Source organism: Providencia sp. TYF-12 (assembly GCF_041344805.1).
Classification (GTDB): domain Bacteria; phylum Pseudomonadota; class Gammaproteobacteria; order Enterobacterales; family Enterobacteriaceae; genus Providencia; species Providencia huashanensis.
Genome location: NZ_CP166833.1, coordinates 345,676 through 363,360 on the forward strand (window position 1 = coordinate 345,676; position 17,685 = coordinate 363,360).

At 40.7% G+C, this 17,685-nt stretch carries 14 protein-coding genes; 5 read left to right on the plus strand and 9 right to left on the minus strand.

Going from position 1 to position 17,685, the window contains the following annotated elements; translation table 11 throughout:
- Positions 1–179 precede the first annotated feature (179 nt).
- The gene (gltS, locus tag ABE954_RS01615) at positions 180–1,394 is read left to right on the plus strand and encodes a sodium/glutamate symporter (RefSeq protein ID WP_042847684.1); all 1,215 of its coding nucleotides are present in this window, start codon (positions 180–182) and stop codon (positions 1,392–1,394) included.
- A 107-nt stretch (positions 1,395–1,501) separates the two neighbouring features.
- On the opposite strand, the gene recG is transcribed toward gltS, so the two are convergent.
- From recG to gmk, 5 genes are read right to left on the minus strand one after another with little or no spacing between them, the layout of a single operon-like run.
- The gene (gene recG / locus ABE954_RS01620) at positions 1,502–3,583 is read right to left on the minus strand and encodes an ATP-dependent DNA helicase RecG (RefSeq protein WP_042847683.1); all 2,082 of its coding nucleotides are present in this window, start codon (positions 3,581–3,583) and stop codon (positions 1,502–1,504) included.
- 15 nt (positions 3,584–3,598) lie between these two features.
- Entirely contained in the window at positions 3,599–4,312 is a 714-nt protein-coding gene (gene trmH, locus ABE954_RS01625; protein WP_042847682.1) for a tRNA (guanosine(18)-2'-O)-methyltransferase TrmH, read from the minus strand.
- A gap of 5 nt (positions 4,313–4,317) precedes the next feature.
- Positions 4,318–6,435 (minus strand): bifunctional GTP diphosphokinase/guanosine-3',5'-bis pyrophosphate 3'-pyrophosphohydrolase, encoded by a 2,118-nt coding sequence (gene spoT / locus ABE954_RS01630; protein ID WP_129466948.1) that lies wholly within the window; start codon positions 6,433–6,435, stop codon positions 4,318–4,320.
- A gap of 19 nt (positions 6,436–6,454) precedes the next feature.
- Positions 6,455–6,730 (minus strand): DNA-directed RNA polymerase subunit omega, encoded by a 276-nt coding sequence (rpoZ, locus tag ABE954_RS01635; RefSeq protein WP_004262665.1) that lies wholly within the window; start codon positions 6,728–6,730, stop codon positions 6,455–6,457.
- Between the two features lie 56 nt (positions 6,731–6,786).
- Positions 6,787–7,410, minus strand: coding sequence for a guanylate kinase (gmk, locus tag ABE954_RS01640; RefSeq protein WP_042847679.1), 624 nt, complete (start codon positions 7,408–7,410; stop codon positions 6,787–6,789).
- A 315-nt stretch (positions 7,411–7,725) separates the two neighbouring features.
- Here gmk and ligB point away from each other — a divergent pair, with 315 nt between their 5' ends.
- A complete protein-coding gene (gene ligB, locus ABE954_RS01645; protein WP_371025707.1) occupies positions 7,726–9,435 on the plus strand; it encodes an NAD-dependent DNA ligase LigB in 1,710 nt (569 codons plus the stop codon).
- Between the two features lie 111 nt (positions 9,436–9,546).
- Here ligB and ABE954_RS01650 read toward each other — a convergent pair whose 3' ends face one another.
- Positions 9,547–10,161, minus strand: a complete 615-nt coding sequence (locus ABE954_RS01650; protein ID WP_042847674.1) for a trimeric intracellular cation channel family protein — start codon at positions 10,159–10,161, stop codon at positions 9,547–9,549.
- Positions 10,162–10,283: 122 nt separating this feature from the next.
- Between ABE954_RS01650 and ABE954_RS01655 the strand changes: the two genes are divergently transcribed.
- Positions 10,284–11,612 carry a DUF3748 domain-containing protein gene (locus ABE954_RS01655; RefSeq protein WP_048605442.1) on the plus strand — a complete coding sequence of 443 codons (1,329 nt, stop codon included), beginning with the start codon at positions 10,284–10,286 and terminating at the stop codon, positions 11,610–11,612.
- A 313-nt stretch (positions 11,613–11,925) separates the two neighbouring features.
- Here the strand turns inward: ABE954_RS01655 and ABE954_RS01660 are convergent, their stop codons facing one another.
- Complete coding sequence (locus ABE954_RS01660; RefSeq protein WP_042847670.1) at positions 11,926–12,234, minus strand: YceK/YidQ family lipoprotein; 309 nt, start codon at positions 12,232–12,234, stop codon at positions 11,926–11,928.
- Between the two features lie 387 nt (positions 12,235–12,621).
- Here ABE954_RS01660 and ABE954_RS01665 point away from each other — a divergent pair, with 387 nt between their 5' ends.
- Positions 12,622–14,280 (plus strand): putative transporter, encoded by a 1,659-nt coding sequence (locus ABE954_RS01665; RefSeq protein ID WP_042847668.1) that lies wholly within the window; start codon positions 12,622–12,624, stop codon positions 14,278–14,280.
- Between the two features lie 265 nt (positions 14,281–14,545).
- On the opposite strand, the gene ABE954_RS01670 is transcribed toward ABE954_RS01665, so the two are convergent.
- Positions 14,546–15,802 carry a valine--pyruvate transaminase gene (locus tag ABE954_RS01670; RefSeq protein ID WP_042847666.1) on the minus strand — a complete coding sequence of 419 codons (1,257 nt, stop codon included), beginning with the start codon at positions 15,800–15,802 and terminating at the stop codon, positions 14,546–14,548.
- 206 nt (positions 15,803–16,008) lie between these two features.
- Positions 16,009–16,572: a DNA-3-methyladenine glycosylase I gene (locus tag ABE954_RS01675; RefSeq protein ID WP_042847664.1), complete on the minus strand. Its 564-nt coding sequence runs from the start codon at positions 16,570–16,572 to the stop codon at positions 16,009–16,011.
- A 199-nt stretch (positions 16,573–16,771) separates the two neighbouring features.
- Here ABE954_RS01675 and glyQ point away from each other — a divergent pair, with 199 nt between their 5' ends.
- Positions 16,772–17,680, plus strand: coding sequence for a glycine--tRNA ligase subunit alpha (gene glyQ / locus ABE954_RS01680; protein WP_004262647.1), 909 nt, complete (start codon positions 16,772–16,774; stop codon positions 17,678–17,680).
- Positions 17,681–17,685: the final 5 nt, after the last annotated feature.

The following is a 17,685-nucleotide window of genomic DNA, read 5'->3' on the forward strand; positions in this document are numbered from 1 at the left end:
TCGTTTGCGCAGAAAAAGTTTTATACGATAGTTAAATAACGCTGTCACATTTTTATATCTTTTAACTTGTATTTATAACAGTTTTTTTTTCTAATCCTATAACCTGCTTTTGGCGTTTTAAGGAAGATATTAACGTCTTATTGGTTTTTAATAATTTTAACAACAGACGAGGTACGTAAATGTATCATCTCGATGTCTACGGTACGCTAGTAGCTGCTACCTTAGTATTATTGCTTGGGCGTAAACTGGTAAAATCAGTTCCCTTTCTTGAAAAATACACTATCCCAGAGCCCGTTGCGGGCGGGTTGTTAGTCGCTTTTAGTCTTTTATTGCTGAAGCAATTATTTGACTGGAGCCTTTCTTTTGACTTATCACTGCAAGAACCAATGATGCTGGCATTTTTTGCCACAATCGGCCTAAATGCTAACTTAGCGAGTTTGAAGGCAGGTGGTAAGGCATTGTTTATTTTCATTTTTGTTGTTGTAGGGTTACTGCTTGTTCAAAACACGGTGGGTATTGCTCTTGCTGAGTTACTTGGCCTAGATCCATTAATGGGGCTGTTAGCGGGTTCTGTAACTTTATCCGGTGGTCATGGTACTGGTGCGGCATGGGGTAAAATTTTTACCGAGAGTTACGGTTTCCAGAGTGCAACAGAAGTTGCTATGGCTTGTGCAACGTTTGGTTTGGTTCTGGGTGGGTTAATCGGTGGGCCTGTTGCTCGCTTCTTAACTCGAAATATCCCAACGCCGGGAAATACTGACGATGATAAAGACGTTCCTAGCGCATTTGAAAAACCGCAATCAGGGCGAATGATCACTTCAATGGTTTTAATTGAAACTATTGCATTAATTGCTATCTGTTTGCTGGTGGGAAGCTATATTGCAGGTTTATTAGCGGACACAGTGTTCGCGTTACCGAAATTTGTGTGTGTGCTGTTTGTCGGTGTGATTTTAAGTAATAGCTTATCATTGCTGGGTTTTTACCGTGTATTTGATCGCGCGGTTTCCGTCATGGGGAACGTCAGCCTTTCATTATTCTTAGCAATGGCATTAATGAGCTTAAAATTATGGGAATTAGCATCATTGGCAATTCCGATGATAGTTATTTTGGCTGTTCAAGCTTGTGTTATGGCAGGGTATGCGATTTTTGTCACCTTCCGAGTGATGGGCAAAAATTATGACGCTGCTATTTTAGCTGCGGGTCATTGTGGCTTCGGTCTTGGTGCAACACCGACTGCAATTGCAAATATGCAGGCGGTAACAGATAGGCTAGGCCCATCTCACCTAGCATTCTTAGTCGTGCCAATGGTTGGAGCATTCTTTATTGATATCGTTAATGCAATCGTGATTAAACTGTATCTATTGCTACCGATATTTCCAACGATTGCTGGATAACATAGATTAAATAATAATAAGTAAAGCAGGTATTGCCGTGAAATTTTTCACGGCAATTTTCGTTTTAAGATATGAATAAACAATAATGATAGGTTGCTATGTAATAATTAAGCGTGGCTATATTGTTCCCGCTCTGGTAACCAGCGATCAATAATTTGCTGCGCGTTTTCAGGGTAGTGTTGCTGAATATGACGAGCAATGCGTTGCACTTCTGGCAACATATATTGGTCGCGTAATAAATCAGCGACTTTAAAATCGGCATTACCCGTTTGCTTCGCCCCTAATAGCTCCCCAGGCCCGCGAATTTCAAGGTCTTTTTGGGCGATCACAAAACCATCATTGCTGTCTCGTAAGACTTGCAACCTTTGCTTTGCGGTGTGAGTTAACGGTGTTTTATAGAGTAATACACAGTGGGAGGCGATAGCCCCTCGCCCTACACGCCCTCTTAATTGATGCAGTTGTGCGAGGCCTAAACGTTCAGGGTTGTCGATTATCATTAAACTGGCATTAGGCACGTCTACACCGACCTCAATAACCGTGGTCGCAACAAGTAGCTGAATTTCATTATTTTTAAAAGCAGCCATGATGCTTTGTTTTTCTGCGGGTTTCATACGACCGTGTACCAAACCCACTTTCAATTCAGGCAATGCTAGGGCTAATTCTTCACTTGTTACCTGAGCGGCCTGAGCTTCTAATAATTCCGAATCTTCAATCAAAGTGCATACCCAATAGGCTTGGCGGCCTTCTTCGATACAAGCTTGGCGAACTCGTTCGATAATATCATTACGCCGTGTATCCGGTATTGCAACCGTAGTTACAGGTGTTCGACCCGGTGGAAGTTCATCAATAATTGATGTATCTAAGTCTGCATAGGCGGTCATTGCTAGCGTGCGTGGAATGGGCGTTGCGGTCATAATTAATTGATGGGGGTGGAAGCCTTGTTTTTCGCCTTTTTCACGCAGAGCGAGCCGCTGATGAACCCCAAAGCGGTGTTGTTCATCAATAATTACCAGCCCTAAAGCTTTAAAGCTGACTTGTTCTTGGAAAATAGCATGCGTCCCAACAACCATTGCCACTTCACCATTGGCTATCGCTTCTTGTTGCTGTTGGCGTGCTTTACCTTTTTGCTTCCCAGCGAGCCAGCCAACTTTGATACCTAAAGGTTCGAACCATTGCTTAAATGTATTAGCATGTTGCTCCGCTAAAATTTCGGTAGGTGCCATTAAGGCAACTTGTTTGCCATTCTCGATAGCACAGAGAGCCGCTAAGGCCGCGACAAGGGTTTTCCCTGACCCGACATCACCTTGAATTAAGCGCATCATAGGCGCGTTTTTAGCAAGGTCTGCTTCGATTTCACTGACAACTCGATTTTGAGCCTTGGTGGGTGAAAAAGGAAGTTGGGCTAAGAGTTGTGTTTTTAGCTTACCATTATTGATTAATGGCTCTGCATACAGACGCTCATTACCTGCACGGATCGCTAACATACTTAGGTGGTGAGCGAGTAGCTCTTCAAGCACTAAACGTTTTTGGGCTGGGTGATGACCTTTTTCCAGTTCACTCAACGCGACGTTTGGTGGAGGGGTGTGCAACAGGCGTATTGCATCTGGTAAGCTAATCATCCCCCGGCTAAGTTCTTCAGGAAGTAGTTCTTTAATTTTCCCATTACTAAGCAGAGCAAGAGCTTGATCGATGACTTTGCGTAATGTGGCTTGGCGTACCCCTTCTGTTGTGGGGTAAACCGGTGTTAAATTTTCTTGTAAAGTAACATTATCGGCATCTTGAGAAACTTTATATTCAGGGTGAATAATTTCTGGGCCTGTATTTCCTCGACGTACTTCACCATAAGCTGTAACCCGACGCCCTTCGGCTAAGTTGTTTTTCATCGCCGCAGAAAAATTGAAAAAACGTAAGGTGAGGTTGCCGGTTCCATCTGTTATCAGGCAAGTCATCATCCTTCGTCGTCCAAAGACAACTTTTGTTTGTAACACCTCGCCAGTAATAGTTGCTGTAGTTCCAGGTAAAAGATCTTTGATTTGGTAAAGGCGGGTATGGTCTTCGTAGCGAAGAGGAAAATGGAGGAGCAGATCTTGAACGGTGTTCAAACCGATTTTACGCATCTTTTCTGACTGGCTTGCACCAATTCCATGCAATGAGGTCAGAGAAATGGTATCAAGTAGCCCATTATTCATATTATGTCCTTTTCCTTAACCAAATTGCCGTCTTTTCATTTTTTCAGTTAATTGCATTTGTACCCACCATTCGTCATCAGCTTCAATCTGCCCCTGATCATTAATAAATGGGCGAGGAAGGCCTTTACGTTTAGCAACCTCTGCCAGTACAGGGTAGCCACCTTCAAATAGCCATTCTTGTTGTTCATGTGGCGATAGTAGGCTGTATTCGCGTTCATACATGCCCGCTTGCTGCCGTTGCCTTTGTGCTTCATATAGGATTAATGCACAAGCAACTGAAACGTTTAGAGATTGCACCATGCCTGCCATTGGAATGATGATATGGCTATCCGCTAATGTGAGAGCTTGTTGTGAAATTCCTTTTTTCTCTTGCCCCATCATAATACAAGTTGGACGGGTATAATCAATCTCGCGAAAATCAACCGCATGCTCAGATAAGTTGGTTGCTAGAACTTGCATATTTTGTGATTTTATTTGGGTAATCGCATCTTCAGTTGATTGATGCGAAATGATTTTTACCCAACTATTGCTTCCCGCGGCTGAGGAGACAGAGAGCCTCATCTGTTGGTCGGGCCAAATAGCATGAATTTGATGGACCCCTACGGCGTCAGCGCTACGTACAATAGCGGAAACATTGTGAGGTTTGTGAATTTCTTCAAGACAGAGAGTTAGGTCAGGTTGCCGCATCGCCATCATTTGGCAAATGCGGCGATAGCGGCGTTCATTCATAGTAGTTAATTACGGTTTCGGCTAACACGTAGGACATCTGGCATGATACGAATTTTACGCATGACATTCGCCAATTGAACACGGTTTTTAGTTGTTAGGCGGATAAAGGCACAATACACGCGACCATCTTTTTCTTCAGTATTCATACTTTGAATACTAGAGTTTGCATCATTGATTGCGGCAGTTAAGTTTGCAAGAGCACCTTGGTGGTTGATCATATCCACTTTAATTTCAGCGATGAAATCGGTATTAGTGTCGTTATCCCAGTCGACCGGCATAAATTTATCGGGTTCTTTTTGATAACCGCGTATATTGCGACAAGATTCATGGTGGATAACCAAACCTTTACCGGGACTGATATGTGCGACAATTGGGTCGCCGGGAATAGGGCGGCAACATTTGGCGAAAGTAATTAAAACGCCATCAGCCCCTTTGATTGATAATTTGTTGCGACTTTCTACGACAGGTTGTTCTTCAGGTGTCGTTTGAGCGTTATTTTGTAAATTACGGGCAACGACTACGCTCATTGCATTCCCCAACCCGATTTCTGCCAGTAGGTCATCAATTGAGTGTAGTTTCATGCGTGCCAGTTCAGCATCGATGTTCCCTTGGGGGATATCCGCTAATTTATTTCCGGCTCCTAAAGCGTGATTCAGTAAACGGCGACCTAAGTTGATAGAATCTTCACGTTTTAAATTCTTTAATAATTGGCGTATTTTGGCGCGAGCCTTCGAACTCACGACAAAATTAAGCCAAGCTGCATTTGGCCGCGCACCAGGAGCAGTAATGATTTCGACAGTTTGACCACTAGTGAGTGACTGTGATAGAGGATAAGGCTGGCGGTCAACACGGGCGCCTACGCAGGCATGGCCAATATCAGTATGCACGGCATACGCAAAGTCAACAGGCGTTGCTCCGGTCGGTAATTCAACAATTCGCCCTTCCGGTGTAAAAACGTAAATTTCATCAGGGAATAAGTCTGATTTAACGCTTTCAATAAACTCAAATGAACTGCCCGCACTTTGTTGTAATTCAAGCAAACTTTGCATCCAGCGCTGTGCTCTAACTTGCGCTGTAGTGCCTTGTTCACCTTGTTCTTTATAAGCCCAGTGTGCAGCAACCCCCATTTCAGCCATTTGGTCCATGTCTTCAGTACGAATTTGTACTTCAACAGGTACCCCGTGAGGCCCAATTAGAGAGGTATGTAGCGATTGATAGCCGTTAGCTTTAGGAATAGCAATATAGTCCTTTATACGCCCCGGACGTGGCTTATATAGACTATGCATTTGGCCTAACACGCGGTAGCAAGTATCCACATCTTTGACAATAACCCTGAAAGCATAGATATCCATGATGGAATGGAAACGCTGCTCTTTTTGGTGCATTTTACGATAGATGGAATAAAGGTGCTTTTCCCGCCCACTGACTCGGCAAGGTACACCAGCTTCGGTTAGGCGACCGTCAATTTCAGAGAGGATTTTTTGGATCATCTCTTTACGGTTACCTCTAGCCGCTTTTACAACTTCTTTGATTACGCGGTAACGGTTAGGATATAACGCTTCAAAACCGAGTTCTTCGAGCTCTGTTTTTATATGATGTATACCCAATCTATGAGCTAAAGGGCTATAGATTTCAAGGGTTTCACGAGCAATGCGACGGCGTTTATCAGGCCTTAAAGACCCTAAGGTGCGCATATTGTGAGTGCGGTCTGCCAGTTTGATCAAAATGACCCGGATGTCTTTTACCATCGCCATGATCATTTTGCGGAAGTTTTCTGCTTGAGCTTCTTTTTTGTCGCGAAAGTTAAGCTTGTCTAGTTTGGATACCCCTTCGACCAAACCGGCCACCGTGGTACCAAACAGCTCTTCTATATCTTGGAATGTCGCTGGAGTATCTTCAATCACATCATGAAGTAGCGCTGCCATAAGTGTTTCATGATCCAGCCGCATTTCAGCAAGAATACAAGCAACAGCAACTGGGTGAGTTATATAAGGCTCACCACTCGAGCGGGTCTGTCCTTCATGGGCATCCCGCGCGACAACATAGGCTTTTCTTAGTAATTCAACTTGTTCTTTAGGGAGATACTTTTGAATGACTAAATTAAGGCTTTCAAACAGATACAAGGCAGACCCACCTTAGTGATTAGCGACGACCTTCAGCGATTGCAGAAACTGCCTGCATTTCAGCCGCTTCTTGCTCTTGCTGCTCTTGGCGCTCACGCACATCTAAAATGTGACCGTTGATTAAGCCTTCTTCTACTTCACGTAACGCGATAACAGTATATTTATCGTTTTCTTCAGGAACTAAAGGGTCTTTTCCGCCCGTTTGTAACTGACGAGCTCTACGTGCTGCGACCAATACGAGGTCAAAACGGTTACCAATTTTCTCTACTGCGTCTTGAACAGTTACGCGTGCCATAAGTGTGCTACTCCAAAGAAATAAAAAAATGACCTGATATGATACTGAAACTATTCTCAGTCTGCTAGTAATTTGCTGATTAAAGCACCATGTCTTTGAACTTGGCGCTCTAATTTCAAACGTTCAGTTCGGATGATAGATTGTAAATCACTTAATGCCGTGTTGAAATCATCATTAACAATAAGGTAATCATACTCGTTGAAATGTTCAATTTCACCTACTGCTTGCGACATCCGTTTTTCAATCACTTCATCGCTGTCTTGCCCACGGCCTCGTAACCTGCGATATAACTCATCTTTTGATGGAGGGAGAATAAAAATACTACGGGCTTCAGGCATTTTTGCCCTAATTTGTTGCGCTCCCTGCCAATCAATATCTAAAAAAACATCGACACCACTATTTAGGACATCTTCGATGATAGGTTTAGACGTTCCATAATAATTACCAAAAACACAAGCATGTTCTAAGAACTCACCTTTTTCGACCATACCTAAAAAATCAGCTTCAGATACAAAGAAATAGTGTTCGCCATGAACTTCCCCAGGACGTGCTGCTCGTGTTGTATGAGAAACAGAAACTTGAGTGTCATACAATGGTTGTGTTTTTAATAAAGCCTGAATGAGACTTGATTTACCCGCACCGCTAGGCGCAGAAACAATATATAACGTGCCTTGTATCATGATGATTTCTTGAATAGTCGAGGATTAAACATAAAAGATGGTGATAAACCCGACATAGTATACACATACTTGCGCTAACATGCAGCGATAACAATAAACCATGAATTTTAGATAAAAATATTTAATTTGCGATCAAGTTGTGAGCCGGTTCCAGAAATTAGTCTTTTACTTATGAAAATCACATTTTTTTTGCGAAGACTTTTGCAAATAACGGCATTTTGATATGAGTGCTACAAAAAATAGCTTCATGCTTAAGGGGGTAGAAAAGAGCTAAATGAAGGCACCGTCATCGGTGGATAACGACAAGGAATGTTTATGTTTTCTATTATCTGTAGGTATATATTGGTTTTAGTTTATAGGCTAAGCAAATTAATTGTTGGGTTAGTGGTTGGTGTAAATGTGGTGCAGGCGGCGAGTAATCATTCAGTTGACGGACTGTGCGAAGCAAAAAACCTCACCTTAATAGCTCAAGAGAGTAATAGGTTAGGGGGACAATTACAGAAGTGGGATCAGGCTTATCAGTTATCAGGTAGTAGCCCAATTAGTGATGAAGCCTATGACCAATTACTCAACCTATGGCGCTCTATGCAGCGGTGTCGCCAGCTTTCAGAAAAACTTCCCCCTGTCCCTCTTCCTGAAAAAGTGTTATTGGCTAAACACCCAATCCCCCATACAGGGTTAAAAAAACTTAATGAACGAGAAGTCTATAACTGGATAAATACACGCAAGGATATTTGGCTTCAACCAAAAATCGATGGTGTAGCAGTCAGCTTGGTTTATGAAAATAGGCAACTTATTTCAATGATAAGTAGAGGTAATAACCTTGAAGGCATAGAGTGGCGAGCAAAAGCGGATTTTATCCCTACAGTACCTAAAAAAATTAAACATCAGGGGACATTAATCCTTCAGGGGGAGCTTTTTTGGCAAATGCATGAACATATTCAAGCAGAATATGGGGGAATAAATGCGAGAAATAAAGTCGCTGGGTGGTTAATGCGAAAAAATTTGCCAACATCCAATGAAAATAATATTGGCATTTTCATTTGGGCGTGGCCATCGGGAAATACTGACCCCAAAGCACAGCTGTCATTACTTTCTAAAATCGGCTTCCCACTTGCAGAGCAATATAGCCATAAGATTGAAAGTAAAGCTGACGTTAAGCAATTACGTGAATATTACTATCAAAGTAAATTACCTTTCGTAACCGACGGCATAGTATTAAAAAGTTTCCCTGCCCCAAGCGCACAGGCTTGGCAGGCTAAGCAAAATAGTTGGGCGATAGCGTGGAAATACCCGTTTCGTAGCACGTTGTCAGGTATCGTCGAATTACAGTTCAAAGTAGGTCGAACAGGGCGGGTCAGTGTTGTCGCAGTCATTAGCCCAGTGACGATTGATTCAAAAAAAATTTCTAGGGTAAGTCTAGGGTCGCTGTCTTCATGGAAAAAACGTGATTTGTTAGTCGGAGATAAAGTCCTTGTCTCCCTTTCAGGGTTGGGGACACCGAAAATTGAAGAAGTTGTTTGGCGGCGAGAAGAACGACTTTATCCTGATACCACCAATTTTATACAATTCCACTCATTAACTTGTTTTACTTATACGAGGTCTTGCCTGCAACAGTTTGTTGCGAGGCTCGTTTGGTTAGGTAAGCAATTAAATATGAAAGGGATCAGTGAAGCCACATGGCAGCAGTGGGTCACTCATAATAACCTCACTCAGCTAACAACATGGCTATCAGAGTCATGGCAAAATAGTTTACCTAAAAATAAAAGAAATCAGTTATTAATTGAGCAATTAAGATTGGCCAGTGTCCAACCACTTTCTGCATGGTTAAGGGGGCTAGCGATCCCTTTACCAAAAGAATATATAGGGCGAATTACTGATTTGAAAATGTTGGATAACCAATCTGTGATTAACAAAATGAAATTAACCGCCAATCAAAAGAAAAAACTTAGCAAATGGTTAGCAGAGCCTGAAGTCCAATTGATTCTACAAGTGTTGGCGGGTAGACAAGTAAACTCCCCTTAATTTAGTGTTGTTAATGGGGAGTAAGTAATCACTCAAAAGTTGTTATTCAACATACGGCAGAGCCCCGTCGTTCAGTTCACTTTGGGGCGAGAAGTTTGGTTATAGAGGTATTTAATCTTGGCTTTCATAATTAAAAATGGGCAGCCCAAGGCGATAGCGAATTGCTATTAACCTAGCACTTAAGCCAACAACAAGGGTAATGATAACGACAATATCTTTGGGGAGTGGGGTATGCACCAAACCGATGTAAATCCAAGCAGCGGCAAAAGAGACACCCGCATAGACTTCTTTTTGGAACACTAAAGGTATGGTATTACACAACATGTCTCTTAAAACACCACCAAAAACACCAGTAATCACTGCGGCGATTGCTGCAATGATTGGGCTGTAATTCATATCTAACGCAATTTGAGCGCCAAGTATAGAAAAAACAATAAGCCCGATAGCATCCAAAATTAAAAATAACCGTCTTAAGTGTTTCATCATCGGAGCTATCCAAATTGTTACAATAGCGGCTCCAGCAACAGTCAGAATATACTCTGGGTGTTCGACCCAACCAAGAGGGTAGTGACCAAGTAAAATATCACGGACGGAGCCACCGCCAATCGCAGTGGCAGATGCAATAATGATGACGCCAAAGACGTCCATTTTTCTCCGACCAGCAGCAAGCGCCCCAGTCATGGCTTCGGCGGTGATACCAATGATATAAAGTACACTTAATAACATGATGGTTTTATTCGATGCTAAGGTTATTACTAAAGGGTATTATTACTTTAATAACTTCTCGACTGAGATTTTCTAGTACTCAATAGGGTAGATTAGTTAAAGTAATCCGATAGTGATAGTTAATGATGCCAAAGGATAACAGATTGAATAGCAAATTACCTTATAAAGAAACACGTTTAACCTATGATAATAGATGTCATCAGCTGACTAATATTAATGTATGGACGCCTGATAGCGAATGGTTAGCTTATGATGTCCGTCCAAGCGGGAGCTCTTTTACTGGTTTATCGATAGAAAAAATTCATGTAAATACGTTACAACTGGTTGAGATTTATCGTGCGAGTCACGGGGCTCATGTCGGTGTTGTTACTGTCAGCCCAAATTCACCGGCCAAATATGCCTTTATACACGGCCCTGAATATCCAGATGAGCATTGGCAGTATGACTTTCATCATCGTCGAGGAGTATACGTTCATGATGAACAGCTAAATGTTGCCTATCCTATTGATGCCATGTGTATTACACCTCCTTATTTAGTGGGGGCGTTAAGGGGAGGCACTCATGTACATGTTTTTAGTCCTGATGGAAAATGGCTGAGTTTTACCTATAACGACCATGTAATGCATGAATTAGATGCAAAATTAGACCAACGGAATGTAGCTGTAGCCGTTCCAGCTGGGCCTGTTGAGGTCGCTGTGAAACAGCATTGTAGGGAATATAATGGGGATTATTTCTGTTGCGTAGTAACGCAAACCACATTAGAGCCTGCGCCAAATAGCGATCAAATTAGCCGAGCATATGAAGAGGGGTGGGTCGGGGTTAGAGGGTATCAAAAAAGCAATGGGGAGTGGCAAGAAAGGGCATTAGCATTTATTGGTGATACCCATTCTATAAATGGGGACATTGTGCCAGAGGTTTATCTTGTTGATCTCCCAGCAAAGCCTGAAAAATACACAATAGCAGGGGAGTTCCCCATTCAAGGCACGGAGTCACGGATGCCCTTTCCACCAAAAGGGGTGTCTCAAAGGCGTTTAACCTTTACACATCACAGAAAGTTCCCAGGGCTAGCAAAGCAGCCAAGGCATTGGCTTAGAGCCTCACCGAATGGTCAATCAATCGCCTGTTTGATGGCAGACGACCACGGTAATGCTCAGTTATATTTAGTAGATACACTTACAGGGGGAATATTACAAATTACTCATAGCTTATCTCCAATTCAATCAGCATTTAATTGGGATAGCACTGGTGAGTATATCGCTTTTATCTGGGATAACAGTGTAGTTCGTTGTCATGTTGCATCTGGGGCTATAGAAAGATTAACAGAGAGAACCCAGCAACCTCCAGTAGCAGATGCTGTTGTTTTTTCTCCTAACAATAAACTGATTGCTTTTATGCGTGACCTAGATGGTTTCAGGCAAATTTATATCGTAGAAACAGGGTTATCTTGTTAAATTTTAGTAAGGTATTCACTATTATTATGAATAAAAATGTTCTAGTTAACTTTTTTATTCATAATTTGCTTTATTTTATTCTGTTGTTATTTCTCGTCAAAGTAGGAAGATAACATTTAATTTAGGCTATATAAATAAGCATCTATAGTTTAATTACTTTGACCCAATAAAAAGATAATTCTAATCAAAACTATTATAAAAAATAGGTTGTTAGTTGCCTTTAAGTTTACAAAAATCCCATAAAACTAGTGGGTATATAATTATTTAAATTAAGTCATTACCATTAAAAAACAGGTAACATTAAATAAATTCATTAATTTATTGTTTTTTTATCTAATTCTTCCAAGCGCTTTTTGGGGGAATCTTCTTTTGAGTCGTTATTCGACCTAGAATAGTCTAATGGAATTAAAAGGGTATCCATTATGAAAGAAAATGGAAGGTCAATAGCAAGTAGCGGCCTAACAACCCAACCTGTCTCATCATCTTTAATCATTTTAATACTATTTTTAGAACCCGGATAATAGCCTTCTGAAGGGCCGGCATGAGTCATAATACTTGAACAACCACTTAAAATAACAGGTATTATAAGGGTAAGTAACCGTGCTGAAATTAAACTCGACATATGCTAGTTAACCTAAATTGGTTTGTTAGTTCTAACTTGTAGTTATAATAACTAAAAACAAAAAATTCACAATGACAGAGCGATATTATTATCGAATTTAACAAGATATATTTTTTATGTTAATGCATTATTTTTAAGTATTAGCTGAGGTTGTTTATTCTTTGTGTATCTATATAGACTGTGAATAACGTTAAAGAATAAAGGTTTACTATTCTATATTTGTTATCAGATTGAAAACTCAAATAAATAGCCATTTTAATTCATCCTGAACTGTGCTCTATGGCACATATTACTGCTGTGCTATTTGGCATAATCGATTCAGTAGTATGTTTTCTCGCCTATTTAGGTTGAGGTAATGGGTTACTTATCGTCAAAAGGATGCGGTCTATGAGTGAATTAGCTCTTACTGTAAGTTTGTTGGCGTTGGCTGCCGCGCTTGGATTATGGATTGGTAATTGGAAAATCCGTAATGTTGGGTTAGGTATCGGAGGTGTCCTTTTTGGAGGGATCATCGTTGGGCACTTTGCTCAAAGTTATGGTTTACAACTCAATAAAGACATGCTGCATTTTATTCAGGAGTTTGGCTTAATACTTTTTGTATACACGATAGGTATTCAAGTTGGACCCGGTTTTTTCTCTTCGCTTCGAGTTTCGGGCTTGAAGCTTAATGGCTTTGCATTGATGGTCGTTGTATTAGGGGCTGTTGTAACCGCAATTATTTATAAAGTCGCTAATATTCCTTTGCCAATCATATTAGGTATTTTCTCAGGCGCAGTAACCAATACTCCATCTCTGGGGGCAGGGCAGCAAATTTTAACAGATTTAGGCTCAGACCCAAATCTTGTTGACCAAATGGGAATGGGGTATGCCATGGCATATCCTATGGGGATTTGCGGTATTTTATTGGTGATGTGGCTTGTACGAATTATCTTTCGAATTTCAGTGGATAAAGAAGCGTCTGCATTCAATAGCTCTAATTTTCAACAGCGCGATGCCCTACAAACAATGAACATTGCTATTCGTAACGCGAATCTTGATGGTTTGATGATGCAAGATGTTCCATTGCTTGGTAGTGAAGCCATTGTTTGTTCAAGGTTAAAGCGTGGCGATATGCTTGTTGTCCCTCAACCAACAACAGAGATTCACTTGGGTGATTTACTTCATGTTGTTGGTCAGAAAGAAGATTTAAACAAAGTTCGTTTAATTTTGGGTGAAGAAGTCGATGCCTCGTTATCGACATCAAATTCAACTTTACATTCTGTCAGAGTGGTAGTGACCAATGATGCTGTACTAAGTAAACGGCTTAAAGAGCTAAATTTAAAACAAAAATATGATGTTGTGGTTACACGCCTAAATCGTACAGGTATTGATTTGGTGGCAAATAATAATTCAGTTTTACAGTTTGGCGATATTCTAAATATTGTTGGACGGCCTGAATCTATTGAAGCGGTGACTGCTTTATTAGGTAATGCGAAACAAAAGCTTCAACAAGTACAAATGCTTCCAGTCTTTCTTGGTATTGGTCTTGGGGTTGTATTGGGGTCTATTCCCGTTTTTGTACCAGGTTTTCCTGCCGCACTTAAATTAGGTTTAGCTGGTGGGCCGCTGGTTGTCGCATTAATTTTAGGCCGGATAGGGACTATTGGCCGCTTATATTGGTTTATGCCACCGAGCGCTAACCTTGCTTTAAGGGAGCTCGGTATTGTGATGTTTTTAGCTGTGGTGGGGCTAAATTCTGGTGGTGGGTTTATTGATACCTTAATTAAAGGTGATGGGTTAACGTGGATTGGCTATGGTTTGTTGATTACGTTTGTGCCTTTATTTATTACGGGGGTCGTTGCCCGAATTTTTGGCAAAATGAATTATTTAAGCCTTTGTGGGGTATTAGCGGGTTCGATGACTGACCCTCCGGCACTGGCATTTGCAAATGGTATTCACCCGACGAGTGGTGCCCCTGCATTATCTTATGCGACAGTATATCCATTGGCGATGTTTTTAAGGATTATTTCTCCTCAATTACTTGCAATCTTATTTTGGGCAGTTTAGCGTTTTCTTATAAAATAAATATATATTTTTCAATTTGATAGGGTGAGTTAGAAGGGCTGTGATTGATAAGGTACATAAAAAATAATAGTTAGTATCACGATATATAGAGATAAAAAGTACCGTTGTTCAAGCAATCACCAAGTCTAAAACCTGTTTTAATAGTTTTGAATGATATTCGTATTGAAAAATAAATTTGATTTCAATTACGGAGTTCTCGCTAATTTTAGCCCTTTCTATCATTGAAAGGGCTTTTTTTTACTTCAATTTAAGAAGTGACTTCTTGATAAGCTTTTTCTAATTCTTCAGCCAGTATTTTAATGCCTTGTTCAATTTTTGCGGGTTCAGGAACATAGTTCATACGCATACATTGGTGTGCATGTGGCCAATCTTGCTCGATACCAGGAAAAAAGTAGTGGCCGGGAACCATTAAGACCCCCCGTTTTTTCAAGCGTTGGTATAATTCTAAACAATTAATAGGTAAATCTTTAAACCATAGCCACAGGAAAATAGCCCCTTCAGGCTTATGTATTAAGCACTTATCTTCAGGGATATAACGGCGAATGATGTCAATTGCCTCTTCTACACGTTGTTTGTAAAAAGGCCCTATGACATTTTGGGACAGCGATATAAGGTCGTCTTTTTTCAGCATCTCTAAAGCTAGGGCAGGCCCAATCCCACCGGGAGCTAAGCTAATAATGCCATTCATGTTACTGACGGCTTCTATGATTTCTTCATTCGCGATGATAATACCGCAACGAGTCCCCGGTAAACCAAGTTTAGATAAGCTCATACACAGAATGACATTTTCATTCCAAAATGGTGTGGCTTCACTGAATATAATACCTGGAAAAGGAACACCATAAGCATTATCTATTAATAGTGGAATGTTATTTTGTTTAGCTAATTGATCTAAGTGTTCAACTTCTTCATCGGTAATTACATTACCAGTTGGGTTTGTTGGACGAGAAACACAAATAACACCAATATCATCAGTGACTTCTAGTGTATTGAAATCCACACGGTATTTAAATTGACCATTAGGTAGAAATTCAATTTGCGGTTTGTTGGCGACAAATAAATCATCGTCGAGCCCAGAATCCGCATAACCCACATATTCAGGCGCTAAAGGAAATAGAACTTTACGGGTGATACCATCTTCAAAGCGACCAGCTAGCAAGTTAAATAGGTAGAAAAACGCACTTTGGCTACCATTTGATAGAGCGATATTCTTCGCACTAATATTCCAACCTAGTTTTGCTTTTAGTGTTGCAGCAAGCGCTTTCAACATGGCATCTTTGCCTTGAGGACCATCATAATTACATAAAGTGTCCGTCAATTGGCCATTAGCACACATTTCAGTTAACAGATCTTGGAAATACTTGTCCATTTCAGGGATATGAGCTGGGTTCCCTCCCCCTAACATTATGGAGCCGGGGGTTCTTATGCCTTCATTCAAGTCTTTCATTAATAATGAAATACCTGAATTTTGAGCAAATTTATTACCAAATTTAGAGAATATCATCGCATTTATTCACATATGTCTATATAAATTGTTAATAGGATTTAAAACATACTCTGCTGAACCTTAGAGTTCAACCGCTCATTTGCATATATTTGTGATTTAAATATCTGGTAATGGATAAATTAATGGATGAAAATTCTGCGATGTTAATGGTTTGATAGTTTCTTTTTCTTTTTATACGCTAAGTATCATCCATAAACACTAATTTATTTAAACTGGCAACAATGTATTAAATGGTCATTTATCATGCCAGTGGCTTGCATAAAGGCATAACAAGTAATTGAACCGACAAACTTAAACCCACGTTTTTTGAGCGCTTTAGAAAGCAGCATAGAAAGTTCTGTTTCGGCGGGGACTTGGGACGAGTTTTCCCAGCCATTGACAATAGGTTGGCCATTAACAAATTGCCAAAGAAAAGTGGAAAAGTCCTCTCCGCTTTCTTTCATTGCTAAATAGGCTTTTGCGTTGGCAATTATCGCTTTAATTTTTAACCTATTACGGATAATACGGGGCTCTTGCATAAGGCGTTCTATATCACTGTCGTTCATCAAGGCGATTTTTTTAGGATCAAATTGATAGAATAATTCCCGATAACCTTGGCGTTTTTTCAAAATAGTGTACCAAGAAAGACCTGCTTGTTGCCCTTCAAGGCAGATCATTTCGAACAGGGCTTGGTTATCATGGGTTGGTTTGCCCCATTCATGATCATGATAAGCAATATATTCAGGGTCTTTATTAACCCAATGGCAACGTGTTGATGCTGTATTCATTTTTCATCCTTTTTACAATCATATTAATCTTTTTTAAAAATGAGATATTTATACTGTATAAATAACCAGCTTAAAAGGGGTGAAAGTATTTTTTTTTATTTTTAGAATAAATACAGACATATTCAATGCTGTATATCTTGCGGTCAAAGGGTATACTGACGTACTTTCATTAATTTAACGTATCGCGTGCGGATCTAACATGCAAAAGTTTGATACCAAAACCTTTCAAGGTCTTATCCTGACATTGCAGGATTACTGGGCGCGCCAAGGCTGTACCATTGTTCAACCACTGGACATGGAAGTCGGCGCAGGAACCTCCCACCCAATGACATGTTTGCGAGCATTAGGCCCTGAGCCTATTGCGGCGGCTTATGTTCAGCCATCTCGCCGGCCAACAGATGGCCGCTATGGTGAAAACCCAAACCGTTTGCAGCATTATTATCAATTTCAGGTGATTATTAAACCATCACCAGATAACATCCAAGAATTATACCTCGGTTCTTTAAAAGAGCTGGGTGTTGACCCAACTGTTCATGACATTCGCTTTGTTGAAGATAACTGGGAAAACCCAACTTTAGGGGCTTGGGGTTTAGGTTGGGAAGTATGGTTAAATGGTATGGAAGTGACTCAATTTACCTATTTCCAGCAAGTGGGTGGGCTTGAGTGTAAACCTGTGACTGGCGAAATCACTTATGGCTTGGAACGCTTGGCGATGTACATCCAAGGTGTTGATAGCGTATATGATCTTGTATGGTGTGATGGTCCGCTGGGCAAAACCACTTATGGTGACATTTACCATCAAAATGAAGTTGAACAATCAACTTACAACTTCGAATATGCAAATGTTGATTTTCTTTTCAAATGCTTTGAAGAATATGAAAAAGAAGCTCAACATCTGCTCGCTTTGGAAACTCCACTTCCACTGCCGGCTTATGAACGTATCTTGAAAGCTGCTCATACTTTTAACTTACTTGATGCGCGTAAAGCTATTTCTGTTACTGAACGCCAACGCTATATTTTACGTATCCGCACCCTGACGAAAGGGGTTGCTGAAGCTTATTATGCTTCACGCGAAGCGCTTGGATTCCCTATGTGTCATAAGAATTAAGAGGC